Genomic DNA, 23,957 nt, shown 5'->3' on the forward strand with positions numbered 1-23,957 from the left:
GCAGGGTGCGTGAGAGGGGATGGGGGATGGGGGAAATGGGGCGAAGCCAATGGGCGGCGAGGGACAAGGGAATGGCCGTGCCGGGCCGGGCGGTGCCGGGCCTGACGGGGCCAAGACCGGAGCCGGATGAAGTCCGGCGCGGCTGGCGGCGAGGGGCACAAGGGACGCGCGGATCGCGCATGATCGGAACGGCGCGCGGATTGCGTGCGGTCGGGGCGGCAGCGCCGCAGCGGCCTGGCGAGACGCGGCGTCGGGCTACAGTTCCTTGCCCGCCCAGATGACCCGACCGATGACTTCCCATTGCAGGGCTTCGTCGCGGGGGTCGATCTCGATGTCCTGATAGGCGAACTCCGGGTTGTCCCCCCGAAAATGGTAGCGTCCCGGCGTGCGCGAAAACCGCTTGATGTAGATTTCGTCCTGCACCCGCACCACGTAGATGCGGTCTTCCGCCAGCGCATGGTCGTGCTGGTTCACCAGCACCAGGTCGCCGTCATGCAGGGTGCGTTCCATGGAGCGGCCCATGACCTCCATGAGGCACAGGCCCGTGGTGGATCTTGCCCGGCCCAGGACCCAGTCCAGGCGGAAGGCGTGCTGTTCCTGCGGATGGCCGCCGGTCTGCAACGAGCCGCCGCCCGCGCTGGGGCGTGCTTCCGCCCTGTCCACCAGTACGAATTCCTCGGCCAGACGCCGGACTTCTTCCGGCACTTCCGGTTGCCCGGCGGACGCGCGGGGCGCCTCTCCGTAAGGGCGCAGCATGCGTTCGTGCAGGCCGCGCCGGTGCGGCTGAAGCCCGCCGACAGCTGGGATGTGGTCCAGGTGTTCGGTGAGCCGCGCGAGATTGGTGCGGCTGGGAAAGCGTTCGCCGTTCTTCCAGGCGTAGACGGTACGCTCGCTGACCCCCGCGATTTCCGCAAGGCGCTTCACGCCGCCCACGCTGTGCAGCGCGTCGATGACGTATTCCCGAAGCTCGTCCCAGTCGGTACCCGTGGAATCATATTCGTTCATGCATGTGATGTTAGCACATTCTGTGCGAATGTCCACGAAAAATTGCCATCGGTGTACCGATACTCTTGACGTTTGTGTGCGAAGTGTGAAATATCTGTGCGCACGGAACGTCTCCTGTCTTGATGTTCTTGTGCGGCGGGCCGCATGGCCTGCCGGTCGGAGCGGGTGGTGATCGGGCCGGTTTGCGACGGAAACGACGAGACGGCGTTTTTATAGGATTGTCGATATGAAAGCGGTCCGAGCCGAAGGCTCCTTGTGGAGCGTCCGGCTTAGGCGCAGCGAGAGGGAAGGAAATGCGCGCAATGTCACGCGGTACCAGATGTGCCGTATGCGGAAGCTCGTTCGGCTTGCAAGAGCTCGAGGGCGGGGCCGAGGTGGTGGCCGGCGTGGTGCTGTGCCCGTCCTGTGCCGAGGGGTGCAGCCTGCATGACCGGCGGCTGCCCATGATGTTCATAGAGGTTGACGAGCACCGCCGCCTGCTTGGCCTGTACCACGCAAGCCACGACGAGGCCCGCCACCCCACGCCTGAAACGGCGCGCATCCGGCTGCGCGCGCTGGAGGCGTGCAACCGCTTCTTTGAAGGAGGTGCGTCATGCCGATAGTGACTTGCCTGCATTGCGGCACGCCGTTTTCCGTCAATCCCGCCCGGCTGCTGCACGGCAGGGGGCGGTATTGCAGCCGGTCCTGCCATGCGGCAGCGCGAACCCTGGAACGCCCCGAGCGTTGCCAGTTGTGCGGCGGCCCCATGCCGCCGGGGCGCGCCCATCGCCGCTACTGCTCGCGGGAATGCGTGGCGCTGGCCGCCGCCGGGCAGGCCAGGCCGCAGCCGCGCGACTGCGCGGTGTGCGGATGCAGGTTCACCCCTGCCACGCTGCGGGACAGGTTCTGCGGTCCCGGTTGCGAGGCGGCGGCACATGGCCTGGACCACGGGCTGTTCGAGGATCCGTGGGCCTCGGGTGACATCCCGCCGGATTGTTATGGCCGCGATCTGTTCCGCATGCCGGACATGGTGCTTGGATTCTGAGGCCCGCCGAAGGGCGAGCGGTCGTTACCGGCGAGGGGATCGTGCCGGTTGGCCGCCACACGGCGAGGACGCCGTCCGGCGCGCCCCGCGCCGGTACGGGATATGCCGATCCGCGTGCGCAACGCGATGCGGCTGGTGCGACGTGACCGTCGCAGAGGAGGATGCCGCATGGCGGCTGTGAACAGAGTGATGCTGCTCGGGCGCGTGATGGCCGCGCCCCGGCCCGGAACCGGCACCCCCGGTGGTTGCGTGCTGTTTTCCGTCAGCACCGAAGGTGCCGGACAAGATGACGCGGGCCAGCGGCACCGGGTGCGCGTCACCGGTGACCAGGCAGCATGGTGCCTTGTGCGATTGCGGCGCGGCATGCTGGTGCACGTGGAAGGTGAATTGCTGGCCTGCGCGCAGGAGGGGAAAGCCAGCGCCGTGGTGGCGGCGTGGCTGGTCCAGGCCGTGGAGGATGACCGGCGCTCCGGGCCACCCATGCATGCACCGATAAACCCCGTTGCGCTATCCGGCGCGATGCACGCCGCTCGCGCCGAAGTGCCCCGTTCGGGAGTGCGGTGCGCCAGGGCGGAGTTGTTCGGTCGGTGGGGAGATGAGCATGCCCGGGATGATGTCGGGGCGTGGCCGATGGCGTGGCGGCAGGCTCCGGAAACGGGCGAGGGCGTGCCGGGCAGCCCGCCGGGGCGCATGCACTGAGGCCGCAGCGCATATGCGTGGAAGGTGCCCGCTGTCGGTCACCCGTGATGCAACGTCAGCCGTGGCGCACACGCCGCGAAACAGGGAGGAAGAACACATGCAGGGGGCGCAGCAGCCGCAGCAAGGGCTTGTGCACGGGCATGTTCCGGAGATGGCGCGGACGCCCCGCGGCGTCTGCGGGGGCGGTGAACCTCGGCCCATGGACATGCGCCAGGAGGATGCCCGGCCTTGGGGATGGCAGGCCGGTGCGCATCATGCGGCCATGGGGCGGGGCTTGGCCTGGGGGCGGGGGGACGGCCCGTGGTCCGTGCCTTTTGTACTGGTGGGGCTGGACGCCATTGGCCGTGCCGTGGGGGCAGGGCAGGGGGCGGTGAAGCGCTGGATTCGCGAGGACGGATTTCCCGCCCGCAGATGTTCGGACGGTACGTATCGGGCCGATCCCGAGGCGGTGCGGCGGTGGTTTTGGGGGGAAGGCGAAGCGGTCCCGCACGGAGTTCTGCCGTCCGGATATCCCGCCGGGTCGGCACCGGGCTGCGTTGCCCGTTGTGAAAGGGGAGGCGGGGTGGAGCGCGGACACTAGGGGGTATTTCCAGATGGCCCCGCGTGCGTTGGCTGTGCCAGGCTTCAGCCGACATTTCAGCGGACTGCAAGAAGGGCGCATCCCCTTATGCCGGGCGTGGCTTGCTGGTCATCGAACAAAAAGCTGATCCGGAACTCCCCCTTGCCGGAAGCGGGGGCGTCCGCGCGCGAAATTCCGGAACATGCGTGGCCGGGCGGCGGATGCCGTCCGGCCACGCGGCATTGGGCGTGTACTTCAGGGGGGCTACTGGCCCTGGATGGTCACGTTGAATTCGTCGTCCACGGCCACCCTGACGTTGGCGGTGATGCCGATCCAGCGGGAGGCCGCCACGGTGAGCGCGGGCAGGGCCCCCTGGATGTCGCGTGAACTGCCGGTGCTGGTCACCACCACCTTCCACAGTACGGGGCCAGTCAGTTCGGCGGGTGAGGGCAGGCCCTCCACCGTGCCGATGGGGGTGCCGTAGGGCGGTCTTGCATATTCGGGCACGTCCGGGCCAGCCATGTTCGGGCCAGACATGTTCGGGCCAGCCATGTTCGGGCCAGCCATGTTCGGGCCAGACATGTTCGGGCCGGGCCCGGCAGGGGCCGGGCCTGCGGACTTTGCCGCGCGCTCGGCATCACTTGCGGGTTCCGCAGTGTTCCCCGGCGTCTTCCGGCCTGCGACGCCCTTCGTCGCCATCCCCTGTTCCGGCATTCCCGTCATCCCCGTCATCCCCTGATCTGGTTCCTCCTGCCCTGCCTGGGCCGAAGAGGGCGTTTCCGGGGCGGTGGCGCGACCGGCTCGCAGGTCACGCGCCTCTATGGACAGAGTGCGGGTATGCACCACCGTCATGGGCGGCGGGTAGCCGTAGCCGGTGCCGAACCCGCGATAGCCGCCGTAGCCCCAGCCGCCGTAGCGGCTGCCGTAGGCCCCGCCGTACCACGGCCACGAGCCGTAGCCGATGCCGATGCCCACGGACGGGCGCGAGGAGTACGACGTGTCCGGCACCTCGTGCGGGCCGTCCACCTTCCATTCCACCACCACGGCCATGTCCGCAGTCTCGGGGCTGGGGGCCTCGCGGTAGCCGTGCCCGGTGAGCACGGCACGCAGCCGCTGGGTGGACTGGCGGAACATGTCGGCGTTGATGGCGTTCAGCGTGGACAGCGCGGTGCCGGGTACCAGCACGTAGCTCTGACCGGCCTTGCGGAAGCCGGGAGCCGACACGGCCTGCACGTCGGCCTTCATGCGCGGAGCGCACCCCGTGAGCAGCAGAACGCCCAGAAAGAGCAGGCAGGCCAGCAGGCTGGTCAGCAGGCGCGGGATGCCGGGGGGGGGTGAACAGGCGATGCGGGCAGTCATGGGATGTCCTTTGCCACGCGGCAGGTGGTGTCCGTTGCGTGCGGGCGGCAGGCCGCCGTCATGGGTTTTCGGCCCGGATGGTTCTGCGTGGTCCCGCGCAGCCCTCATGCCCCTCATGCGCCGTGTGGGCTGGATGAGCCGACTGAGCCGGGGGGCTCCGGGATGGTTCGGGCGAATCCGGGCCGGGGATTCAATGAGCCACGAACTGGGCGGCGGTCAAGCGGACCGTGTCTTTCAGAATATGTGCATGCGAAGGGTGGCTGTCCATGGCGTGCCGCTGGCAGGTGTGGGAAGGGACGGGTACTGGCACGGAGCGGCATGGCGGGGCGCCTCGCTCTTGCCTCGGGCCGCAGGCTGAGGGAGGGATGGAGGAACTGCGGACCGGCGCGCGCTCGGACACGGGATCGAAGCGGATGTGCGCGGCATGCGGCCTGCCACGCATTGCCCGTCGTGTTCCGGCCCTGTCATATCCATGCCGTCCCTGTCATATCCATGTCCGGCCATACCTGGGCCATGTCCGGCCATACCTGGGCCATGTCCGGCCTGGGCCATGCCTGGGCCATCCCCTGACCGCGTCAGGCCCGGACCCGTATCGGCAGTGCCCGTGCAACCGGTACTAGCGCTGCCGCAGGGGCAGGGTGAACGTGAAATGCGCCCCCTTGCCCGGTTCGGAATGCAGGGCAAAGCTGCCGCCGTGATTGTGGGTGATCAGGAAGTACGACACCGACAGGCCCAGGCCGGTGCCTTCGCCGGGGGGCTTGGTGGTGTAGAAGGGATCGAAGACCCGGGCGCGCACCTCGGGTGTCATGCCCGGCCCGTTGTCGCTGACGGTCACCGCCACGAGGTCGTGGTGGCGCTCGGTACGGATGGTCAGGGTAGGCGGCGCGCCATCGGGTGGCGGCCCGGCGGCCAGGGCCTGCGCGGCGTTCTTGAACAGGTTGAGAAGCACCTGTTCCACCTCTGTGGCCAGGCAGGGCACCTGCGGCAGCATGGGGGAATAGTGGCGCACGACGCGCAGTGTGCGGAAGTCGTAGAGCTTCTTCAGGTCGTAATCGTTGGCGGCCAGTTCGAGGGTGTTTTCGATGAGCCGGTGCAGGTCCTGCGGCATGAACTCGCCGTCGGTACGGCGGCTGAAGTCGAGCATGTTGGCCACGATGTGCGCAGCCCGTGCGCCCGAAGCGGCGATGTCGTCGAGCATGCGCAGTATCTCGCGCCGTTCCAGATACCCGCGCACCTGTTCCATGGTCAGCCCGGCTTCGCGGGCGGCGGTGTCGTTGACGGGCCGCCCCGTCTCCACCCGGCGGCGCATGTTCTGCACCGCCTGCAGGATGCCGCCGAGGGGGTTGTTGATCTCGTGCGCCATGCCCGCCGCAAGGCCGCCCACGGTCAGCATCTTTTCCGTCTGGATCATCATTTCGCGGATGCGCTCGCGCTCTGTCACGTCGTCCACGCGGATGACGGCACCCTGCGTGCCGTTGGCCACCAGGGGAAAGACCGTCACGTCCTCGTAGCGCACCATGTCGCCATCGGGGCGCAGCAGGCGCTGCCCGTCACGCACCTGGCCGTCCTTCAGCGCCTCGAACACCAGCGGCGTCAGCTTTTCCAGTTGGGGGAACACCTCGCCCAGGGGGCGGCCCACGGCTTCGTGGGGTTCCTGGCCGGTGGCGTCCGCCGCGCGGCGGTTCCAGTGGGTGACCAGCCCTTCGGGTGACACTCCGACGATGGCCGAGGGCATGGAATCAAGGGTATTGGCCAGCAGGTTGCGCAACTGCCGCAGTTGCCGTTCGGAGGCGGCCCTGCGGCGCATCATGTAGGCAAGTACGGCAATGGTGGATGCCAGGGAGACCACGAACAGGATCAGCACGTTGATCTGGGGACGGTACGTTCGGTAGAGCGAGAACGGATGGTCGATCACGGCGCTGCCCGACGGCAGGCGGCCTTCGGCGATACCCCACCGTTCCAGCGCGGGGGCGCGGTACACGTAGCGGTTCACCCCTTCATTCTGGACGGGAATGTCTTCGGCGCGCGTGCCGGAAATGACCCGCAGGGCCATGCGGCTCAATGCTTCGGCCTGCAAGGCCGCCCCGGATACCTTGCCGCCCACCACGGCGCCGTTCAGGTTGAGGTCCACAAGGCAGTGCACGGGTACCCGTGCGGCGGCGGAGATGCGCGCCCCCAGATCCTCGAAAGTGGTGGCGTAGCCAACGCTGTCGACAAAATACACGCCCAGCAGCACTGCGGCGTCCGGTGGCAGGGTGGCCAGCCGGGACAGCAGGTCGTCGAAGGGCAGGGGCGGAAATTCGTGCACCTGCACGCCGCCGGGCAGATGCGCGAGTTGCCCCCGTACGTCGCGGGCCACGGCCTGTCCGGTTTCGGTGTGATCGTTGACGAGATATATCTGCCGGGTGCCGGGGTGCATATCCAGCATGGTCAGTGCTGTATCGCGGGCGGAAAAGGTGCTCAGCACGCCCGAAAGCCGGGGAATGCTGGCCGCCAGGCCGTCCTGGAAATGGTTCACCCCGCAGAACAGCACGGGCACCCCGGGGAACAGCGCGGCGTGGTGCGCCTCCAGAAAGTCGAGGGCGTCGTCGTCGCTGGTCAGGATCAGGGTTGGGGGCCGCCTGGCGTATTTCAGGGCCAGCAGGGCGGCAAAGGCGTCGAGGTATTCCGGGGTGTGCACGCGCTTGGAATCAAGGTTTTCCACGCGCAGGGCGATATGGTTGTCCACGGGGGCCAGCATGCGCTCCACCGTGTCGGTGAGTTCGCGCACCCGGCCCATGCCCTGTTCGTAGGAATGCAGCAGCAGCACCAGGTGGCGTCCGTCCTGCACCCCGCGTGCGGCGATGGCGTTGGCCAGGGTCTGGACCTTGGAATCGGCCACCGATTGGGCCACGGCCTCTGGCGTGGCGTTGGCGGTACCCGGTGCTTCTGTCGGCCCTCCCGCGGGTGCGCCTGGCCGGGGTATGGTTTGGGGGACGATTTGGGATACGATTTGGGGCACGGCCGGGGGCTGATGCGTTGCAGGTTCCGGGCCGGTGGCGTGGGAGGCGTGTGCCGTCATGAGCACGGTCAGGCAGGCGGTCAGGCAGACGGTCAGGCAGACGAACAGGAACACGGACAGGCAGCCGGACAGGTGGCCAGGCTGACGGCCAAGCTGGCGAGTTGACGAATGGACGGGGCGGCAGGTGGACATCGTCCGCAGCCATTCCCGGACACGGCGGGCGGTAGCGCTCATGACGCGCTCCCCAAAGGCAGGGTGAAGGTGAAGGTGGCGCCCTGGCCGGGTTCGGAAACCACGGTGAACGTGCCCTTGTGGTTCTGGGTGATGATGAAGAACGCCACGGAGAGCCCGAGTCCCGTGCCTTCTCCGGGCGGGCGGGTGGTGTAGAACGGGTCGAAGACCCTGGCGCGCACCTCTGGCGGCATGCCGGGGCCGTTGTCCGCGACGGACACGACCACCCCTTCCGGGCGGTGTTCGGCCACTATGGTGATGGTGGGCGGGGCGCCGTCCGGCGGAATGAATCCGGCCAGGGCCTGCGCGGCGTTGCGCAGCAGGTTCAGCAGCACCTGTTCCACCTCTGTGGCCAGGCAGGCGGGGCGGGGCAGGTCGGGCGGGATGTGTATGTCCACCCGCAGCCTGCGGAAGTCGTGGTTGTTGCGAAAGCTGTAGTCGTTGGCGGCAAGGTCCACGGCGGTGGCCACCAGCGTCGCGATGTCGCATTCCATGTGCGACGAGGTGCTGCGGCGGCTGAAGTTGAGCATGTTGGCCACGATGCGGGCGGCCCGCAGTCCCGCCTCGCGCACCCCGGCGGCCATGCGCAGCACGCCGCGCCGTTCCAGGTAGTCGCGCACCTGCTCCACGGTGCAGCCCATGGCGCGGGCGGCCTCGTCGTTGGCGGCGCGCCCCGGTTCTATGCGGCGCAGCACGTTCTGCACCGCCTGCAAGATGCCCCCGAGGGGGTTGTTGATCTCGTGGGCCATGCCCGCCGCCAGCCCGCCCACCGACAGCATGCGTTCGGTCTGGATCATCGTTTCGCGCACCCGCTCGCGCTCGGTCACGTCGTCGAGGCGGATCACCGCCCCTTCCACGCCGTTGGCGGCCAGGGGGAACACGGTGACGTCCTCGTAGCGGGGCACGCCGTTGTCGGTGCGGGTCAGCCGTTCGCCGTGCACGGGGGCCTGTCTGTCCAGGGCCTCGCGTACGCGCGGCAGTTGCGGGGCAAGGCGCGGAAAGACCTTTTCCAGGCTGCGCCCCAGCGCTGCCGGGGGTTCCACCCCGGTCATCAGGGCAGCCTGACGGTTCCACTGGATGATGCGTCCTTCGGGCGAGACGCCCACCATCACCGAGGGCATGGAATCCAGGATGTTGGCGAGCAGGTTGCGCAGCTTGCGCAGTTCCGCCTCGGTTCGCGCCTTGTGCCGCATGACCACCATCAGGGCGGCGATGGTGACGAGCATGGCGGCAACGAAGGTTGCCACCACGTGGATTTCCCTCGTGTAGGCGCGGTAGACGGAGAAGGGGCGTTCCACCACCTCGCTGCCGGGGGGCAGCGAGGCTTCGTCGACGCGCCAGCGCCGCAACTGCGCGTAGTCGAAAAGGAAATCTCCCGGCCCGCGCCGGACGGGGATGGACGCGGGATCTTCACCCGCCATGATGCGCCGCCCCAGTTCGGCCATGATGCGCCCCTGCGACTGGCCGGTGACCAGCTTGCCGCCCACCATGTTGCCGCCAAGGTTGAAGCCCATGATGCAGTATACGGGCACCCTGGCAGCCGCGGCGATGCGCAGCCCCGCTTCTTCGTAGGTGACGCTGCGTTCGGATGCGTCGGAATAGTACACGCCGAGCAGCACGACGGTTTCCGGCCCCAGCGCGGCCACCTGGCGCAGCAGGTCTTCCTCCGGCACGTCGGAATTCCAGCGCAGGCGGACGCGCCCTTCCAGCGGGCGCAGCGCTTCTGCCAGTTCCGCTGCCGTGGACCGCCCGCTTTCGGTGTAGTCGTTGATGACGAAAATTTCTTCCACGCCGGTGTGGGCGCGCAGCAGGAACTGCACCGTCTCGTAGGGGTAGTGTTCCTCGGTGACGCCGGTGACCCCGGACATGCCCTGCACGCGCGCCTGCGTGAAGTTGTTGGCGCCGCCAAATACCACGGGCACGCCGGGAAAGAGCGTGTCGCGGTAGCGGCGCAGGAAGTTCAGCGCATGGTCGTCGGAGCACAGCAGCAGCACCGGGCGCACCGTGGCGTACTTTGCGCGCAGCATGGCGGCGTAGGCGGCGAAATAGGCATCGTCGTGCACCGCCTTGGAGTCCATGTTCTCCACTCGCAACAGCACGTTGCCGCCCGGTGGGGCCAGTTCGGCTTCCACCTCTGTGGTAAGTTCGCGCACCCAGCGCATGCGCTGGTCGTAGGAGTTGATGAGCAGGGCCTGCACCGGCGGGGTGGCGGGCAACGCGTAGGGATCGGCGAAGGTGAGGGCGGCCAGCAGGGCGCAGCCGCCCAAAAGCAGGGTGGGGAGCAGCCAGCGCAGCGCGGTGGGGCCAGATTTTCGGGGTGCGGGGCGGGCCGTTTCCGATGCCGTTACGGTCGCCGCGCCTGCCGATGCCGGATCGTGGTCGCCCTCGCAACCCGGCGGTGCATCGGTGCCGGTGGTGGAAGCGGGGGCTTGGAAACGCCCGGGCTGAGCGTGGCGCGAAGCGGGCATGGAGTGCACTCGTGCTGCATGGGGGTGAACGTGGAACTTCATCCAGTATTGGCAGAACGCGAGCGCGAACGCAACGGGTAACGCCCAAAGGGCTGGCCTGCGGGGCTGGCGGCGGCGTGGGAGGGGGGAGGCCCCGGCGGGAAGGGGCGCCAGCGGCAAGGGGGCAGAGGCGGGAAAGGAGGGCGGCGGCGTCTAGTTGCCGGGATGGCGGGCGGCACGGCTTGCGGCCTCTGCCCGGCGCAGCAACTGTGCGAGTACCAGGGCCGGAAGGCGGACGTAGTACCAGTCGGTGACGGTGGTGCCATCTGCGGGCAGCCATTCGCCGCAACGTTCGAAGTGGTCCAGCAGGGCCTGCTCGTCCTCGTGCGGTGCGTCTTCCGGCGCGCGCAGGCTGCGTTCGCGGAACAGGGCCGCCATGTCCTCCACCAGCATGAAGGCGGCGTCGTCAAGCTGGCCGTCCGCAGGCGTGCCCGACGGGTTCGCAAGGGCTGCCGTGGGTGCCAGCATGGCCACCGTTGCGGCGAAGTGCGCGGCAAAGGCGTTGGGCCGGACGATGAGCCGGTCGTACTGTTTGGCGTTGGCGGCAAGGCAGCGCAACCCGGCGGCGCATAGTAATCGCAGGCCGTGGGGCCCCGTTGGTCCGGCTGGACCCGTTGGCACGGCTGACCCGGTTGGCACGGTTGGCCCGGTTGGCACGGTTGGCCCGGTTGCCGCGAATGTCCTTGATGCCCCGGCTGGCCGACTTGCCCGGTCCGGCTCGAAGGCGTGGGGGGCCGTTGGCTCGGGCAGGCTGTCCAGCCACGCCGCCAGGGCCAGCATGGCGTCGCGAAGCCGCACGAAGGAATGGGCGGGGGGCGTGTTCATGTGATGCGTTATAGCTTTTTATATATATTGATGCAACAGTAAATGTTGCGTCGTGGCATGGCTGGCGTGTCCGGATATTTCCGGGGATGTCCTGGCATGTGGGGGCGTGGCCGGGCGCATTCGGGGCGCGACAGGCGTTTGGGCAGGCCGAGCGGTGTGCGGTGCCTCGGTGGAGAGTATGGGAGCATTGGGGCCTCCCCCACTTTCCATGTGGCGCGTTCTCGGCTATACTTGCGTAAATGCACAGGGTGCGGCTTGGTGCCTGTTCCCTCGTATCGGGTTCAGTGTCGTGGCATGGAGAGCGCCGGGAGCGAACCCGGGCGGGTCGCGTCCAGACGCATCCGGGCGAAGCATACCCAAGAATGTGCAAAGTCGGTGCAATGTAGGTGCCATGTCGGTGCATGACCTCGGCCAGATCGGAAACCGAGCGATATCGGTTGGACCCGGTCGGCAATGACCCCGCCAGCTAAGACGTGCCCGCCGGGATATACGAAATGGACGAGGCAGAGCGCAGGAACAACTACAGGGTGCAGGCTCCGCCCGGCTATCTGCGCGAAGTGGCCCTGTGGTCCGGGCGCGAGGTTGCCGATGGACGCCTGACCCTGGAGCAGCTGGGCGCGCCCGACGCGCTGGGGCTTGCGGGAACGGGGGGCATTGCCCTGACGGACGTGAGCACGCGGGGCTTGCGCATGCGCCTTTCGATGGAGACCGCGCACTGCCTGGGCCTGGCGTCGGAAGATGCGCTGCCCGGTGGCCTGCCCACCGATGGCCTGTCCACCGATGGCCTGCCCACCGGGGGGCTGCACGTGTATCTCAAGCTGCTGTCTCCCGTCGTTGGGGCGGCAGTCCGAAATTATACGCTTTTTTTGGGAACGCGCGTGACGCATGTTGACCATGCGCCCGGCGCGGTTCTGCTGGGGCTGCACATCACGTCGCGCGGGGTGCCGGAAAAGGCCGAAAAGGCCTTTCGCATGTTCGACGCGGGGCGTTACGGCGTAAAGGAACTGACCCGCTGGTGCGACGAGGTGGCCCGCATGGGCCGGGGGCTACAGCCCGCCCCCTCGCCCGGCCTTGACCTTGAGCATCTGCTTGCGGAAATCGACGCCGCGCGTGCGTGCGGCGCCATGCAGGCCAACAGGAACTGACACCACGCCATGTTCGCCATAATCGGTCTCGTTGTCGTTTTCGGTTCGATCCTCACCGGCTACATGATGTCGCACGGCGTCTTGCACGTGCTGTGGCAGCCCGCGGAACTCATCATCATTCTCGGCGCGGCCATCGGTGCGTTCATCGTTTCCAGCACCAAGTATTCGCTGGGGCTCGTGCTGAAGAACCTCAAGCTGGTGCTGGGCGACCCCGGCATGAGCAAGGCCAAGTATCTTGATGTACTGGGCCTGCTCAACTCGCTGTTCGTCAAGATGCACCGCGAAGGCGTGATCAGCATCGAACAGGACATCGAAAAGCCGGAAGGCAGTTCCATCTTCAACAAGTACCCCGCCATCGCCAAGGACAAGCACACCGTGCATTTCATCGGCGACACGCTGCGGGTGTACCTGACCACCGGCGACCCCAACGAGATCGACAGCCTGATGGAAGTGGACATGAAGTCCATGCACGAGGAAGAGTCCATCGCTCCGCACTCCATCGGCCGCATGGCGGAATCGCTGCCCGGCATGGGTATCGTGGCGGCGGTGCTTGGCGTCGTGCTGACCATGGGCAAGATCAGCGAGCCGCCCGAGGTGCTCGGCCACCACATCGGCGCCGCGCTGATCGGGACGTTCATCGGTATCCTGTTCTGTTACGGCGTGTTCGGCCCCATGGGCGCCAAGATCGAACAGGCCAACCACGAGCACCACATGTACTTCGCGGTGATCAAGGAAGCGGTGGCCGCCGCCATCCGGGGGTCCACGCCGATCATCGCGGTGGAGTACGGGCGCCGTGCCATTCCGCATACCTTCCGGCCCACGTTTGCCGAGATGGAAGAAAAGCTGAAGAGCTGACGCACCGCGCGCCCGGCGGCGGAAATTCCGCCTGCCGAGCACGGCGCGCCATACGGGGAGGAACGCCATGGCTGGCGGTGGATCATGGAAAGTTGCCTACGCCGACTTCGTGACGGCGATGATGGCCTTCTTTCTGCTGATGTGGATTCTGAACATGACCCCGCCGGAGACCAAGCAGGCACTGGCGGGCTACTTCTCTACCGAGCGGTCCTTGTTCGATTCGAGCAACGTGTCGCCGGTGGCCAACAACCCCTTCGTGCAGGGGGTGGACAAGCTGGACACGCGCGACTTCAAGGTGTCGGAAACCGAAAAGTCGCACTACGCCATTGCCCAGAAGCTGAAGCAGATGATGATGGCCGACGCCATTCCGCAGAATGCCAGCGGCATCAGTGCCGACGACGTGGGCGTGCTGCTGCGGGTGAACAGCGACGTGATGTTCAAGGCCGGTTCTGCGGAACTGGTGCCGGAAGGCAGCAAGGTGCTGGACGAGGTCATCAAGATACTGCGCGAATACAACCTGTACCTGATGGTGCGCGGCCACAGCGACAGCGGCGAGGTGGCCGCGGGCAGCCCGTACCCCTCGAACTGGGAACTTTCCGGCGCGCGCGCGGCGGCTGCCGTGCGCTACATCATCGAGCACGGCGGCATCAAGCCCACGCGGCTGCGCGGCATTGCCTATGCCGACACGCGCCCCATGGAGCCCAACACCACCCCCGAAAGCCGCAGCAAGAACCGGCGCGTGGAATTCCATTTCCACAGGCCGGAAGTCATGTCGTACAACGTGGTGTATTAGGCGCGCGACGCAGGCGCAGACATTGTCCTTTTGTGCGGGGCGGGCCGGTTGGCCCGCCCCGCTTGCGCTTTGGAGAATGGGCGCGTATCTGCGGCGGTAACGGCTGGCGAGGGCAGCCGGGACAGCCGGTTCGGACTGGCCGTACAGGCTGCCGTACAGGGTGGCTGTACAGGCCGGTCGGACAGGCGGACAGGCGGACAGGCGGACAGGCGGACAGGGGGGCGGTTGCCCGCACCCGACCCCGCCCGGTTCTGTCTGGCCCCGGCCCTGCCCGGCCCTGGCCGGTTCAAGGCACCGATGCAGGCCATGTGCCCGTGGGCTTTGCGTGGCACGACACTTGTCATTCCAGCCATCCCCATCCCTTCATCCCCCCGGGCCTTGCGGCCCGCGCGCCCATACAGGAGACGGACATGCCGTTCACGTTGTTCCGCACCCCCACCACCGCAGGCGCTTGCGACGCGCGTACCGCAACCCCGGCCAGGGCCTTTGGGCTGCACGCGCTGCTTCTGCTGACGCTGCTGCTCGTGGCGTCCGCCCTGTCGGGCTGCGCCACGCAGGAGCCGCTGAAGCCCTACAACCCCATGGGTGTTTCCGGAAAGGTCAACCCCGAGGCGGAAAAGTACTTCGCCATGGCCCATGTGCTGTGGAAGGGCGGCGAAACCTGCACCGAACCGGAAAAGGCCGTGGCCTATCTGAACAAGGCCATCGAAATCCAGCCGGATTACTGGCAGGCCTTTGCCCGGCGCGGGCTTGCCTATAGCGAAATGGGCCTGTGGGACGAGGCGTTCGATGACCTGACCCGCGCCGTGCGGCAGCATCCTTCGGCAGAAAACTACGCCTGGCGTGGGCTGGTGGCCTTTCGCATGGGCAATCAGCTGGGTGCCCGCAAGGATCTGACGCGGTCTCTCGAACTGGATTCTTCCCAGCACCGGGCCTGGAACTACCGGGCCGCCGTGGAACTGGCGGAAGACGAGATAGCCGCCGCCTGCGCGGACTTCGCCAAGGGCTGCTCCAACGGCGACTGCACGGGCATGGAGTCCGCCAGACGGCAGGGCGTCTGCAAGTAGCGGCGTTCGCCAGTCCCGGGGTTCGGGCTGCCCGGTCCGAAGATACGGGTTGACCGGGGCCCGGCGGCGCCCCATCATCTGGGTGTGGAGCCGTAACAGGCTCAAGCCGTGACAGGCATGGATGCTGCCCCGGCGGTGTACTGCTTGCCGTCCGGCCTGATGCATGGCCCGATGCATGGCCTGCCGTGTGACATGATGTGTGGCATGATGTGTGGCCTGCCGTTCGGCATCAGGTCCGGCATTCTCCCGGGGCATCGGTTCCGGTCCGTGGCCAACGGGGGCCCGGCCGGAAGCGCCGGTCGCACGCGCCATCTCCCCGTTGCGAGTCTGCCATGCGAGACACCATTGCAACACCATTGGCCGCATCCGCTGCCGCAGAGGGCACGACAGCTTTCCGGAGGCGTATGCGCCGCGCGTTGGGCACGCCGGGAACCGCCTTGGGCCGCCTGGTGCGCATCCCCGCATTGGCCGTTGCGCGCACCGTCGCGCTGGCCGCCATGCTGGCGGCTGCGATGGTGCCCGCAGCCCGCGCCGAAGTGTCCGACCAGGACCTGGACGTGTGCATTGCCTACGCCCAGATCGAATTGGCCAGCCAGTACGGCTCGCCTTCCAGCCTGTCCTTCATCAACGACGGGCGCGCCACCATGGAACGGTACGACGGCGTGGTGGACGGGCATTACGTGTCCACCATCCTGCGTCTGGACGGCGTGCTGACCACGCCGGACGGGGTGGCCCGGCCCGTACGCATAACCTGCCTGCTGGCCAGCGTGGGCGAACCCGTGGGCTTGCGCCTGGAACCCCGGCGCTGAATCCGGCCTTGATCCGCTGGCGATCACGCCGGGCACGCCTGTTGTGCCCGGCACGCGCATGGCGCGGACGTGCGGCTAGACCCCGCTCGCGTCCGGATGCGCGGGCGGCGGGCCGGTGTCGTCCGGCTGGCGGGTGTTCCCGCTATCCGTACCAGTTTTCGATGAGATCCAGCAGGCGGTCTTCGCCGACCACGGCCAGGATGGCGGGGTCGGCGTGGCAGGCGCAGTCGAGGCAGAAGTGTTCGTCGTACAGGGGGCGCAGTTCGCGTTGAGGCTGTTCCGGGGACGCATCGAAGCTGCGTCCGCAGAAGGTACAGGTCATCTGGTCGGGCATGGGTTCCTTCATGGATCGCTCCTTGCGGTTGCGTCCGGCGTTCACCCAGTGGAACGTCGGTGACGCATGGCCGACTATACTTTTGGTACGGCTGCCGTCGCCAACCCTCCATTATTTTTCCGGGGTACCGGCGCAGCCATGCCGGTCCGCGCCTAAAGGTGTGCATGGTGCCGCCGGGTTGCCCGTGGCGGAAAAATTCCGCCACGGGCACGGTCCACGTCAGCGGGGTATCACGGGGGTAACAGGGGGGTGCCGCCGGGATGCCGCCGGGATGCCGCCGGGATGAGGCCGGGGCGGTCCCGTTACGGTCCAGTTCCCGTTTGGTCTCCGATTGGTCCCCGATGGGGCCCGGATCAAGCAAGGACCGGTACGGCGTGTTGCGGACCGGAGAGGCCTGGTATGGACCGGTGCGCAGGTCAAGCCTGCGTTTTAGGGCAGCGGGGATGGGTGCCCGGCCAGTTGGCGCGCCGTGCCCCCCCATGGCCCTGCCGTCCGCCGCCCCGATCCTGCGCATTGTCTATGCGGGTTCCCAGCCTTCACCGTCGGACCCGTCGACCTCCCTGCTCCCGCAATCCCCGCAATCCTCGTACTCCTCCCAATCCTCCGCATCCCTGTCATCTCCTTCATCCGCGCCGTCGCCGTTCCGTCCGCAGTCCCCTCCATGGTTGCGGACGGCATCGGCCCCGTGGCGGGGGTACAGTGCGTCGATGCGGGCACGCAGTTCCGTCGGCAGTTCGGGCGGCGTGACCTGACCGAATTCACCGGGGGCGGCATCGCCATCGGTGGCCGAGGCGCCCCCGAACATGCCGAGATGACGGCCCAGCATTTCCAGGGCCTTGAGCTTGGAATGCAGTTTCACCTGCACGCCGCCGCGCACGGGCGCTTCGGGCTTGTCTTCGCCGGTGTCGTGTGTTGCGCCGGGCACCGGACGCGTGGCACGCGTGGCGCGTGCGCCGCGTGCCGTGGAGGTTTCGCGCACCTCGGCCACGGCGGCGGCCTGCGCGCGGGTCAGTTCCGTGGAGTCGCGCAGCCGCACGCCCTCGTCGGACCAGTGGCACAGATCGGTCATCACCGCGAATCCCACGGCGGCCAGTTCGCGCACTACCCGGTCCTGGGTCACTCCGGTGCGCAGGGACCGGCGGCCCATGGCCTGTTCCACCGCCTGCTGCACTGCGGGTAAGGACAGCAGCCGCGAGGCCGTGCGCGCGGCGCGTACCGGCGCATACCCCGCCCGTTCGGCGGCCCGCACGGGCGACATGTCCACCAGGAATTCCTCCACGAAGCGGCGCTGGCGTACCCCCAGCCGGGAAGGCCGCTCGTCGGCTTTCCGCTGCGTATCTGCCGGGCGTCGTGGCGCTCCCGTGTTTCCGGCACTCTCGACGGGCTGGGCGGACCGGGCGGACTGGCCGGGCTGGGCGGACTGGCCGGATCGGGTGGACCGGGTGGACCGGGTGGACTGGCCGGATCGGATGGACCGGGTGGATCGGGTGGACCGGGGGCCGGAGCCCGCGTTGCCGGTTTCCGTATTGCTCATCGGGCCTCCTTTCCCGTGGCGGAAGGCACGCGGGACTCGGCGCGCAGATGGCGCAGGTCGGTACGCACCTCTTCCAGCGCGCGCTGCACGGCGGCCAGCCGTTCGTCCATGCGGGCAACGCATACGGCGGTTTCGCGGGCGGACCGCACATCGCCGTCAAGGGCGGCGGCGCGGGCTTCCATGGCGTCCAGCCGGGCCTGCACCGTGGCCACCAGCATCACCGCACCCGCAAAGGCCGTGGCCGCAGCCGCCAGCGCCTGCACGCCCACCCGGCGGTCCAGGCGCCACCCTGCGGCCCGGTGTTCGTCGTCACGTGCCACGGCGTCGCTCCCGGATACGTTCGGGCCTGTCATCGCGTGCCACCCTGCTCGGGGCGGGTGCGCAACTCGTCCTTGCGGAACGACCCCAGCGACGACCCCAGGTAGTAGTTGACCACCGCGCCGAAGGCCGTGCCCAGCGAGCCGAGCAGCAGCAGGGCCGGTTCGCTCACCGAAGGTTGCTCCAGCACCGCCCGCAGCATGCCGAAGAACCCGGCCACCACCACCAGGGCCACCAGCCCGGTCACCCATGCCCCGCCGTGGCCGGCACGGGCCAGGGCCACCTCGCGCGCGCGGGCGTCGCGGGTGTTGTCCAGTTCGGCCCGCAGTTGCTCGGCCTGCCAATCCAGCAGTCGTGCCCGCTCGCGCACTTCCAGCTCGCGCAGGGTGGTCAGCGTCTGCGGATCGCCCAGGGCCGCCGCCACGCTGGCCGGGTCCGGGGCGACGCCAAGCGCCGATCCCAGCAGCGCCCCCGCCGCGCCAGCCACCGCACCCACGGGGCCGCCCAGCGCAGCCCCCAGCAGCGGGGCCACACGGGCCACAGTGGTGCCGATGCCTTTCCAGTCCATGTCATGCTCCTTCCGCGCCGGGGCCGCCGGGCGACATGCCCGGCCCGCCATGCGCGAGAGAACGTGCATACACCCCCCTTGCGAGGCGGTGCGGTCCGCAACGGGGTGGCGAAGGGGGCAGATGACCGTACCGAGGGGGCGCGGCCATGACCTCCATATCGGGCATATCGGGCCTGTCGGTCTGGCCCTATTGGCCGGATTGGCTGGGCTGGCTGGCTTGGCCCGCTTGGCCCGCTTGGCCCGCTTGGCCGGATGAGGGCACGGTGCGTTGGGCGGCTGGCCTACGGCAACGTGGCGGTCAAGCTGGGGGGGAGCGTGGTGGCGTGCGGACAAGGGGCGCGGGAGTCAGGGGGGGCGCAAACAAAGACGCCCCCGCTGGGCGGGGGCGTCGGAAGTGCAGTGCAGTGAAGCCGGTGAATTGCGCGAACGGGATGGCTTGCTGAGCCGGGCGAGCTAGGCGGCGATAAAGCTGCCGGAGGCGTCCTGGATGCTCACCGGGCCCTTTTCGTTGCGGGGCAGGCGCGGAGCCCTGTCGGACTTGCCCGTGTCCGTCCCGTCGGGCTTGCCGGATTTGGCCTTGCCGACTTGGGCCTTGTCCGCCTGTTCGGGCTTGGCCGAGCGGGCAACCTGCTTGGCCCTGGCCTTCTTGGCGGCCTTCTTGTCCGCCATGATCTTGCCCTTGCCGTCACTGGCCACATGGTCTTCGGTCAGGCCGAAGGGAGTCCAGTCGGCCAGGGCGATGTCCAGCGATTCGAACGAGCGGCCCGAAGCGTAGATAACCGGCACGCTGCCTTCCGGGGTGGAGGCGAACAGCACCGTGCCGTTGGCGCCGGGTTCGGGCATGGCGGCGGTGTGGGTGCCGGGGATGTTCGCCGGGCGCGAGGCGTCCAGCGCCACGGTGGATGCGTGGGCGCCATCAGAGGCCCTGGCCGCTGCCAGCAGTTCGGAGGCGGCCTCCGTCTGGTCGTTGCCGTTGGCGGCGGACTGGTTGCGCCCGCCGCGCAGCACGTACAGGAAGTCGCTGCCGGTTTCGCCCACCATGGCCACCATGGTGCTGCCGCCGCGCGTGGCCAGCAGGCTGACCGGCACGGTGCCGCCGTGGATGCCGATGTAGGCCGGGCGCGAGCCGCCGGGCATGTCGATCCAGCCGTCGTCGCTCGCCTGGGTCTGCGGCTCCAAGGAGTGCAGAGCCACGCGACGGGCGTCGCCAGCTCCGTTCACCGCGGCCCGGCCATGGCCTGACAGGGTGTTGGGCATGTCGCCACGCTCCGCCTCGGTGACGGTGGGCATGGCAAACACAAGCAGTGCCAGCAAGGATGCCAGCAGTCGGGATGCGGTTACATTGCTGAAATATATGAAGAGGCAAGGTACACGCCGAACGTTGTCGCCGCGCATGGTGGTGTTTACCGTGAGTCCTTCGGATGGTGTTGCATGGCGTATCGCCACGTGTGCAGGCTTTATTGATTCGGACGGCCCCTGTCAAGGGTGCGGAATGGTGTACAGAAATGTTTTTTTAATGCTTACATTTCAGTGTGTTGCAAAGTGTGTGCGGGCACATGGCGACCACGTGCGGCCCGCTGCTGCGCGACCCTTGGCCATGCCTTGCGCGATGGCTGCAAAAAACAAGTTTTTTCAAGGTGTTGATTGGCTATGGGGACTCTAGAGAATAGGGCCCCGAGGTTGGTCGGGGCTGAGGGCAGGGAGTGGCCGGATTCCGGTGGCGGTATTTTCCGATCGGCTCTCCGGCCATGTCCGGCAGACAGGTCAGCGCGGGGTGGATTCGTCCTGCTTGCGAGGCTTGCCGTCTTTTTTCCGCTTCTCGTCCTTGTCGCCCTTGCCCTTGCTTTTGGGCACGGTGGCGTTGACCGCTGGCGGCGGGGCCTGTCGTATCTGGGGTTCCGGCTCCGGGGGCGGAACGGGCAGGGGCGGTCCGGCCTCGCCCAGGGTGGACAGGAAAAAACGCACCAGGCGGGCGTTCAGGACGCGGTGAATGGCCTGGCGGGTCTCTTCGTCCACCCCGCCGCACAGTTCCGGCAGATCGCGTTGCAGGGCGGGAGGGCAGGCGGCCATGAGCGCGTAATGATCCGCACCGGCCAGCACGGTGAATTCGGGCGGACGGGGCAGGGCGGCGCGCAGGGCGTCGGCGTGCAGGGGGGCGCGGTTCACCTCGTCGTCGTCGGCCTTCAGGATGGCCACGGGCACGGTGACCCTGGCCAGCGACGCACGGGGAAAGAGCATGCCGTAGCCGGGCGCCACCAGCGCCACGGCACGCACCCGGGCGTCCGCCATGGTGCCCTGGGGGGATTGGGCCGGGGAGCCCTGTCCGGCCTGTGGGGCATGCGCCGCCGGTGATGCGGTGGGCGCGCCGGGAACGGGCTCGTTGTCGCCGGGGCCGGGTTGCAGCGGACGCAGGGCCACCGGCAGGCGGGACAGCCGTTCGGCGGCCCACTTGGTGCAATAGGGGTCGCCGGGGGTGGTGCGCTCGCAGTAGTTCGCATAGCGGGTGCCGTCGGGACGGGCCCCCGCCAGCAGCAGGGCGGTGGCCCCGCCAGTGCCGAAGCCGATGACCCCGATGCGGGCGGGATCGATCATGGGGGCGGTTTCCGGTGCGCGCAGCAGTTTGCTGATGGTGGTGCTGACGTGCCGGGGCCGGGCCGTGAGCTGTTCCGGCAGGAACAGCGAAGACGTGTCGTTGCTGTTGTCGCCCGGATGGGTGGGCGCGGCCACCACGAAGCCCGCGCGGGCCAGGGCTTCCGCCGTATCATGGTGCGCCAGGCGCGAACCGGCGGTGCAGTGCGAGATGACCAGCAGCGGAAAGCGGCCGGGCACTTCCTTGCCGCCGCGCGCCACGTCCAGCGTCCAGTCGCCGAGGTGGATTTCGGAAGGGGCGCGGACGGAGGGGTACCATACGGCCACGTCGAGCCGTTCGCCGGTTTCGGGAATCCAGATGCCCATGGTGCGAAAGCCGGGCTGATACGAGGCGGGCTCGTCCGCCCGGGCTTCCTGCATCGTGGGCAGAAAAGGGCCAAGAGCGCCTGCCGGAAGGTTTGCGGGGCCGCTTTGCGGCATGCCCACGGGCAACAGCAGGACGGCGGCCAGAGACGCGGCCAGCAAGGGGCGCGACAGGCGCCGGGCGGTGCCGGGCGTGTTGGGGCGGGCGTGGATCGGGGTACGGGGCGCGTGGCCGCGCGGCATGGGAAACCTCCGGTATGTCCACGTGCGAGATACCGCATGCGCCCCCACCCGGCAAGGCCCGATGCAGCCCGCGTGGCCCGTGGCGACCCGCCATGATCCGACATGACCCGCCATGATCCGACATGATCCGACATGATCCGACATGATCCGACATGACCGGAGGCGCGTAGTCAGCGCCCCCTGCCCCAGTAGGAGAGGTGCGGTGCGCATTGCAACAGCGGCTCGATGGGCACCTCCACCGCAGAGGAAGGGGCCGCCGGTGTCCTGCGGGCGTCCACGGCAAAATTGCCTGGCACGCTGGAGGAACCACCGGCGGAAACGGTCTGCCAGCAGCACGAGCCGGGCAGCACCATGAGGCCCCGTGGCGTGAGCCAGAAGGTGACCGGGGTTTCGGCGTTGCCCTGGCTTGTTCCGGATCCCCCCTTATCGACCGGGCCCGGCGCGCCCCCCACGGCGGAAGGCGCAGCCGACGGGCCGCCGCCGTTCCCGTGCCGCAGGTGGGTGACCAGCACGGCACCGGCGCAGTCGTCATCTCCGAACAGGTCGTCAAGTTCGATGCGCCGCCCGGCGGCCAGGTCGTAGCTCACGGCCAGCAGATCGAGGCTGACGGTGACTCCGTCCCGTCCCCACAGACCGGTCTGTACCTCGAAGACCACCGACACGGCATTGGCCGAAGGGCGGGAGATGCGGTGGGTGGCGGTCAGCCAGTCCCGGCGGGCCGGGGCGTAGACGTCCGCGTCCGCACGAGGGGTCCCCTGTACCGCGCCATGGGACATGACGGCATGGGGCGGGTTGCTTGCGCCTGTGGAACCGGCCCTGCCTGTGGGGCCGGACGTGTCTGTGGAGCCGGGCCTGTCGGCTCCGGCGGTTCCGTCGTCTTGCCGGGGATTGGGAGCAGCGGCGGACTGCCGGGGCAGTCCGTGGCCAGCCATGCGACGAAAGGCATCGGTAAGTTTCCAGACGATGCGCACGATGTCGGCGTCCGTGGCGGGGTGATGCAGCACGGGATAGTTTATGGATACGTCGTAGTGCTCGCCCACCTGCTCGTAGCGTTTCCCGCCGCCCGTGGCGAAGGCGGAAAGCGCAGGCAGGACGATGAGGGTGAACAAAAGCGCGGCCAGAACCGCGTGGCGGATGGGCATTCCAGCCTCTGAAGCGTGCGGATGTCTACGAAAAATAAATACAGCTAACAGCGTCAGCGCGCGCGGCCAAGGTGGGAAAGCCCCCCACATGGGTACGGCACCCCGCATGATGCGTGTCTGCCGCAGGGTTGGCGCGCCTGTCGGCGACTTTCGCATGTGTCCCGTGCCGTACAGGCTTCAGCCCCGGCGTACCCTGGTCTGCCGGATTGCCCGCGCCAGCGGGGGCCGGAATGGTGCGGGACCGGGCCCACGCGTGGCCGGAATCACCCGGGCATGCCCATGTATCGGTAGGGTTGCGGTTCTTCTTAACCCGCAGGAAGCACACCGCCCTGTGTCCCGCCGTGCCATGCCGCGTGACGTGTCCGCCCGGAGACGCGCCGTCTTGCCAGTCCCGGCCCCCGGGGCCACCCGCCGTCCCTCCCGTGCCCGCGCCTGTCTCCGCGTGTCCGAGCTCGTCCGCGTGTCCGGGCTTGTCCGTGTGTGCCCGCGCCCGCCCGCGTTCGCCCCAAATTCCCTCCAGCGGTTTCCTCCCCATCCGTTCCCGATTTTTCCGGTTTTGCGGGCCGCGCAACTTTTTCGCGTCATGCCCGCGCATGCCCCGTACACCCCCGCGCCCCCCTTCCAACCCCCTTCCGGTCGCATCCGCCGGAAAAGCGGGGTGTACCACCTGCTCACGCGGCGCGGCCGTGGTGGCCGGGTGGTCCGGCCCCGCGAGACGTCCGCGCACCGAAGCAAGGAGGCAAAGCCATGGGTGGTGGTGGCGGCAAATCGTACAAGGCCCCTGAACCCCCGGCCCCCCCCGCTCCCCCGGCCGCCGACGAGGTAGCCGAGCAGGAGGCCAAGGCCGTGGAGGACGCGCGTGAAGACGCCCGGCGCGCCGCGCTGCGTGCGCGGGGCAGGCAGGGCACCATCCTGACCGGGGCGCTGGGCGTGCCCGGCACCCCCGACATCCAGCGCAAGACGCTGCTGGGACTGTGAGGAGCCGGG

21 protein-coding genes are annotated in these 23,957 nt (G+C 68.4%); 9 read left to right on the forward strand and 12 right to left on the reverse strand.

All coding sequences use genetic code 11. The features are described from left to right. Window positions 1–255: 255 nt before the first annotated feature. Complete coding sequence (locus K6142_RS11745; protein ID WP_190244560.1) at window positions 256–1,005, reverse strand: S24 family peptidase; 750 nt, start codon at window positions 1,003–1,005, stop codon at window positions 256–258. A 347-nt stretch (window positions 1,006–1,352) separates the two neighbouring features. On the opposite strand from K6142_RS11745, the gene K6142_RS11750 reads away from it, so the two are divergent. The 3 genes from K6142_RS11750 to K6142_RS11760 all read left to right on the forward strand — a co-directional run bounded on the left by K6142_RS11750 (window position 1,353) and on the right by K6142_RS11760 (window position 2,728). After that, window positions 1,353–1,607: a hypothetical protein gene (locus K6142_RS11750; protein WP_223290310.1), complete on the forward strand. Its 255-nt coding sequence runs from the start codon at window positions 1,353–1,355 to the stop codon at window positions 1,605–1,607. Further along, complete coding sequence (locus tag K6142_RS11755; RefSeq protein WP_012612235.1) at window positions 1,598–2,029, forward strand: hypothetical protein; 432 nt, start codon at window positions 1,598–1,600, stop codon at window positions 2,027–2,029. Before K6142_RS11750 ends, K6142_RS11755 begins: the two co-directional genes overlap by 10 nt. Window positions 2,030–2,197: 168 nt before the next feature. Then, entirely contained in the window at window positions 2,198–2,728 is a 531-nt protein-coding gene (locus tag K6142_RS11760; RefSeq protein WP_190244562.1) for a single-stranded DNA-binding protein, read from the forward strand. Window positions 2,729–3,551: 823 nt separating this feature from the next. Here K6142_RS11760 and K6142_RS11765 read toward each other — a convergent pair. From K6142_RS11765 to K6142_RS11780, 4 genes are all read right to left on the reverse strand, one after another. Then, window positions 3,552–4,646, reverse strand: coding sequence for a hypothetical protein (locus K6142_RS11765; protein ID WP_190244563.1), 1,095 nt, complete (start codon window positions 4,644–4,646; stop codon window positions 3,552–3,554). A 616-nt stretch (window positions 4,647–5,262) separates the two neighbouring features. After that, the gene (locus tag K6142_RS11770; protein WP_190244564.1) at window positions 5,263–7,881 is read right to left on the reverse strand and encodes an ATP-binding protein; all 2,619 of its coding nucleotides are present in this window, start codon (window positions 7,879–7,881) and stop codon (window positions 5,263–5,265) included. Next, on the reverse strand, window positions 7,878–10,346 hold the full coding sequence (locus K6142_RS11775; RefSeq protein WP_190244565.1) for an ATP-binding protein: 2,469 nt from the start codon (window positions 10,344–10,346) through the stop codon (window positions 7,878–7,880). Before K6142_RS11775 ends, K6142_RS11770 begins: the two co-directional genes overlap by 4 nt. A 192-nt stretch (window positions 10,347–10,538) precedes the next feature. Beyond that, on the reverse strand, window positions 10,539–11,006 hold the full coding sequence (locus K6142_RS11780; RefSeq protein ID WP_190244580.1) for a hypothetical protein: 468 nt from the start codon (window positions 11,004–11,006) through the stop codon (window positions 10,539–10,541). Between the two features lie 698 nt (window positions 11,007–11,704). Between K6142_RS11780 and K6142_RS11785 the strand changes: the two genes are divergently transcribed. The 5 genes from K6142_RS11785 (at window position 11,705) to K6142_RS11805 (ending at window position 15,879) form a co-directional block, all read left to right on the forward strand. After that, a complete protein-coding gene (locus K6142_RS11785) occupies window positions 11,705–12,355 on the forward strand; it encodes a hypothetical protein (RefSeq protein WP_223290311.1) in 651 nt (216 codons plus the stop codon). Between the two features lie 9 nt (window positions 12,356–12,364). Continuing rightward, complete coding sequence (gene motA, locus K6142_RS11790; RefSeq protein ID WP_190244566.1) at window positions 12,365–13,210, forward strand: flagellar motor stator protein MotA; 846 nt, start codon at window positions 12,365–12,367, stop codon at window positions 13,208–13,210. Window positions 13,211–13,277: 67 nt separating this feature from the next. Continuing rightward, on the forward strand, window positions 13,278–14,003 hold the full coding sequence (locus K6142_RS11795; RefSeq protein ID WP_190244567.1) for a flagellar motor protein MotB: 726 nt from the start codon (window positions 13,278–13,280) through the stop codon (window positions 14,001–14,003). Window positions 14,004–14,413: 410 nt separating this feature from the next. After that, window positions 14,414–15,070 carry a tetratricopeptide repeat protein gene (locus tag K6142_RS11800; protein WP_190244568.1) on the forward strand — a complete coding sequence of 219 codons (657 nt, stop codon included), beginning with the start codon at window positions 14,414–14,416 and terminating at the stop codon, window positions 15,068–15,070. Window positions 15,071–15,474: 404 nt separating this feature from the next. Then, a complete protein-coding gene (locus K6142_RS11805) occupies window positions 15,475–15,879 on the forward strand; it encodes a hypothetical protein (protein ID WP_190244569.1) in 405 nt (134 codons plus the stop codon). 142 nt (window positions 15,880–16,021) lie between these two features. Here K6142_RS11805 and K6142_RS11810 read toward each other — a convergent pair whose 3' ends face one another. From K6142_RS11810 to K6142_RS11840, 7 genes are all read right to left on the reverse strand, one after another. Beyond that, the gene (locus K6142_RS11810) at window positions 16,022–16,225 is read right to left on the reverse strand and encodes a hypothetical protein (protein ID WP_012612224.1); all 204 of its coding nucleotides are present in this window, start codon (window positions 16,223–16,225) and stop codon (window positions 16,022–16,024) included. Between the two features lie 505 nt (window positions 16,226–16,730). Continuing rightward, window positions 16,731–17,747, reverse strand: a complete 1,017-nt coding sequence (locus K6142_RS11815; protein WP_223290312.1) for a terminase small subunit — start codon at window positions 17,745–17,747, stop codon at window positions 16,731–16,733. Further along, entirely contained in the window at window positions 17,744–18,067 is a 324-nt protein-coding gene (locus K6142_RS11820; RefSeq protein ID WP_223290313.1) for a hypothetical protein, read from the reverse strand. Before K6142_RS11820 ends, K6142_RS11815 begins: the two co-directional genes overlap by 4 nt. 29 nt (window positions 18,068–18,096) lie before the next feature. Continuing rightward, on the reverse strand, window positions 18,097–18,633 hold the full coding sequence (locus K6142_RS11825; protein ID WP_190244571.1) for a hypothetical protein: 537 nt from the start codon (window positions 18,631–18,633) through the stop codon (window positions 18,097–18,099). Between the two features lie 453 nt (window positions 18,634–19,086). Next, a complete protein-coding gene (locus tag K6142_RS11830) occupies window positions 19,087–19,947 on the reverse strand; it encodes a hypothetical protein (protein WP_223290314.1) in 861 nt (286 codons plus the stop codon). Window positions 19,948–20,397: 450 nt separating this feature from the next. Then, on the reverse strand, window positions 20,398–21,828 hold the full coding sequence (locus K6142_RS11835; RefSeq protein WP_190244572.1) for an alpha/beta hydrolase family protein: 1,431 nt from the start codon (window positions 21,826–21,828) through the stop codon (window positions 20,398–20,400). Between the two features lie 170 nt (window positions 21,829–21,998). Next, the gene (locus tag K6142_RS11840; protein ID WP_190244573.1) at window positions 21,999–22,970 is read right to left on the reverse strand and encodes a hypothetical protein; all 972 of its coding nucleotides are present in this window, start codon (window positions 22,968–22,970) and stop codon (window positions 21,999–22,001) included. 747 nt (window positions 22,971–23,717) lie between these two features. Between K6142_RS11840 and K6142_RS11845 the strand changes: the two genes are divergently transcribed. Continuing rightward, window positions 23,718–23,948 carry a hypothetical protein gene (locus K6142_RS11845; RefSeq protein ID WP_190244574.1) on the forward strand — a complete coding sequence of 77 codons (231 nt, stop codon included), beginning with the start codon at window positions 23,718–23,720 and terminating at the stop codon, window positions 23,946–23,948. The last annotated feature ends 9 nt before the right edge of the window (window positions 23,949–23,957 follow it).

This window comes from Nitratidesulfovibrio sp. SRB-5, from assembly GCF_019931275.1.
Classification (GTDB): domain Bacteria; phylum Desulfobacterota; class Desulfovibrionia; order Desulfovibrionales; family Desulfovibrionaceae; genus Cupidesulfovibrio.

Excerpts from the sequence above, each read along its gene's own strand:
- K6142_RS11745 (WP_190244560.1), bottom strand. The coding sequence starts at position 1,005 with ATGAACGAATATGATTCCACGGGTACCGACTGGGACGAGCTTCGGGAA.
- K6142_RS11755 (WP_012612235.1), top strand. The coding sequence starts at position 1,598 with ATGCCGATAGTGACTTGCCTGCATTGCGGCACGCCGTTTTCCGTCAAT.
- K6142_RS11760 (WP_190244562.1), top strand. The coding sequence starts at position 2,198 with ATGGCGGCTGTGAACAGAGTGATGCTGCTCGGGCGCGTGATGGCCGCG.
- K6142_RS11765 (WP_190244563.1), bottom strand. The coding sequence starts at position 4,646 with ATGACTGCCCGCATCGCCTGTTCACCCCCCCCCGGCATCCCGCGCCTG.
- K6142_RS11770 (WP_190244564.1), bottom strand. The coding sequence starts at position 7,881 with ATGAGCGCTACCGCCCGCCGTGTCCGGGAATGGCTGCGGACGATGTCC.
- K6142_RS11775 (WP_190244565.1), bottom strand. The coding sequence starts at position 10,346 with ATGCCCGCTTCGCGCCACGCTCAGCCCGGGCGTTTCCAAGCCCCCGCT.
- K6142_RS11785 (WP_223290311.1), top strand. The coding sequence starts at position 11,705 with ATGGACGAGGCAGAGCGCAGGAACAACTACAGGGTGCAGGCTCCGCCC.
- motA (WP_190244566.1), top strand. The coding sequence starts at position 12,365 with ATGTTCGCCATAATCGGTCTCGTTGTCGTTTTCGGTTCGATCCTCACC.
- K6142_RS11795 (WP_190244567.1), top strand. The coding sequence starts at position 13,278 with ATGGCTGGCGGTGGATCATGGAAAGTTGCCTACGCCGACTTCGTGACG.
- K6142_RS11800 (WP_190244568.1), top strand. The coding sequence starts at position 14,414 with ATGCCGTTCACGTTGTTCCGCACCCCCACCACCGCAGGCGCTTGCGAC.
- K6142_RS11805 (WP_190244569.1), top strand. The coding sequence starts at position 15,475 with ATGCGCCGCGCGTTGGGCACGCCGGGAACCGCCTTGGGCCGCCTGGTG.
- K6142_RS11810 (WP_012612224.1), bottom strand. The coding sequence starts at position 16,225 with ATGAAGGAACCCATGCCCGACCAGATGACCTGTACCTTCTGCGGACGC.
- K6142_RS11815 (WP_223290312.1), bottom strand. The coding sequence starts at position 17,747 with ATGAGCAATACGGAAACCGGCAACGCGGGCTCCGGCCCCCGGTCCACC.
- K6142_RS11825 (WP_190244571.1), bottom strand. The coding sequence starts at position 18,633 with ATGGACTGGAAAGGCATCGGCACCACTGTGGCCCGTGTGGCCCCGCTG.
- K6142_RS11835 (WP_190244572.1), bottom strand. The coding sequence starts at position 21,828 with ATGCCGCGCGGCCACGCGCCCCGTACCCCGATCCACGCCCGCCCCAAC.
- K6142_RS11840 (WP_190244573.1), bottom strand. The coding sequence starts at position 22,970 with ATGCCCATCCGCCACGCGGTTCTGGCCGCGCTTTTGTTCACCCTCATC.
- K6142_RS11845 (WP_190244574.1), top strand. The coding sequence starts at position 23,718 with ATGGGTGGTGGTGGCGGCAAATCGTACAAGGCCCCTGAACCCCCGGCC.